The sequence below is a fragment of the Roseicyclus sp. genome, from assembly GCF_052168335.1.
Classification (GTDB): domain Bacteria; phylum Pseudomonadota; class Alphaproteobacteria; order Rhodobacterales; family Rhodobacteraceae; genus Roseibacterium.
In genome coordinates, this window is sequence record NZ_JBQLZP010000157.1 from 1 (window position 1) to 1,801 (window position 1,801).

2 protein-coding genes are annotated in these 1,801 nt (G+C 70.4%); both read right to left on the minus strand.

The features are described 5' to 3' along the window. Positions 1-101 precede the first annotated feature (101 nt). Positions 102-500, minus strand: a complete 399-nt coding sequence (gene mutT, locus ACTS11_RS04940) for an 8-oxo-dGTP diphosphatase MutT (RefSeq protein ID WP_442639232.1) — start codon at positions 498-500, stop codon at positions 102-104. Positions 501-519: 19 nt separating this feature from the next. Then, on the minus strand, positions 520-1,761 hold the full coding sequence (argJ, locus tag ACTS11_RS04945) for a bifunctional glutamate N-acetyltransferase/amino-acid acetyltransferase ArgJ (RefSeq protein WP_442639233.1): 1,242 nt from the start codon (positions 1,759-1,761) through the stop codon (positions 520-522). Positions 1,762-1,801: the final 40 nt, after the last annotated feature.

Consider the following 1,801-nt stretch of genomic DNA (forward strand, 5'->3'; position numbering starts at 1 on the left):
CGGGCTTACAAATCACTTACAAAATTGGTTGTTTTGCCCGAATTATGCCGAATTTTTCGGCAGGTCGCGAAAATCCGCCGACGGTGACGGCCCCGCGGCCCTCAGAGCCAGTCCCTGAGAATCGGAATGAGCGGCTCGTCCGCCGGCGGCATCGGGTAGGACCGAAGCTCCGTCCCGCGCGCCCAGGCGAGTCGCTGGCCCTCGCGCGGCTGGGGCACGCCGTCCCACTTGCGGCAGGCGAAGAGCGGCATCAGCAGGTGGAAATCCGGGTAGGCATGGCTCGCGAAGGTCAGCGGCGCGAGGCAGCTCGACCAGGTCTCGATCCCGAGCTCCTCGTGCAGCTCGCGCACCAGCGCCGCCTCGGGCGTCTCGCCGGGTTCCACCTTGCCGCCGGGGAATTCCCAGAGCCCCGCCATGGACTTGCCCTCCGGCCGCTGCGTCAGGAGCACGCGGCCGTCGCGGTCGATCAGCGCCACGGCGGAGACGAGGACGATCTTCACGCGCGCCCCGAGCCCAGGATCACGAGCGGTAATCCGCGTTGATCTCGATGTAGCGGGCCGTCAGGTCGCAGGTCCAGACCGTGGCGGACCCGCGCCCGAGGCCGAGATCGACGGCGACGACAAGCTCCTCGCCCTTCATGTAGCCCGCGCCGTCCTCCTCCCGGTAGGTCTCGGCGCGCCAGCCCTTCTCGGCCACGAGGATGTCGCCGAAGCGGATCGTCAGCCGGTCGCGGTCGGCCTCGGCGCCCGACTTGCCCACGGCCATGACGATCCGGCCCCAGTTCGGGTCCTCGCCCGCGATCGCGGTCTTCACCAGCGGCGAATCGGCGATGGCGCGCGCCACCTTTTCGGCGTCACGGACGGACTTCGCGCCGGTCACGCGGACCTCCACGAGCTTCGTCGCGCCCTCGCCGTCGCGCACGATCTGGAGCGCGAGGTCCTGCATCACGCGGCCGAGCGCGGCGGCGAAGACCCGCCCCTCGGCGCTGCGGCCCGAGGAGATGGGCGGCGTCTGCGCCCGGCCGGTGGCGACCAGCAGCACGGTGTCCGACGTCGACGTGTCGCTATCCACGGTCACGGCATTGAAGCTCGTCTTCGTCGCCGCGCTCAGCATCGACTGCAGGCCGTCGCGCGTCACGTTGGCGTCGGTGAAGATGTAGCCCAGCATCGTCGCCATGTCGGGCGCGATCATGCCCGAGCCCTTGGCGATGCCGGCGATGGTCACGGTCCTGCCCGCGATCTCGACCTGCTCGACCGCGCCCTTCGGGAAGGTGTCGGTCGTCATGATGGCGCGCGCCGCCGCTTCGAAGCGGTCGGCGGAGAGGCCGGCGACGAGCTCTGGAAGGATGCCCGTGATCCGCTCGGACGGAAGCGGCTCGCCGATGACGCCGGTGGACGAGGTGAAGACATGCTCCGGCGGAATGCCAACGGCCTGCCCCGCGGCGGCCGAGATGGCGGCCACGTCGCGCGCGCCGCGCTCCCCGGTGAAGGTGTTGGCGTTGCCCGAGTTCACGACGATGGCGAAGCCGTGACGCGGCTTCTCGGTCAGCTTGGCGAGCTTCGCCTGGCAGTCGAGGACGGCGGCCGAGCGTGTGGCCGAGCGGGTGAAGACCCCGGCGACCGTGCTGCCCGGCGCGATGTCCACCAGCATCACGTCCGTTCGCCCGGCATAGCGGACGCCCGCCGCCCCGGTGGAGAAGAGCACTCCCTCGACAGGCGGGATGGACGGAGACGCCGCGGGTGCCAGCGGCGACACCTGCAACCGTTTCTTCTTCGGAGCGGGGGAGGGTGCGGCCGGCTTC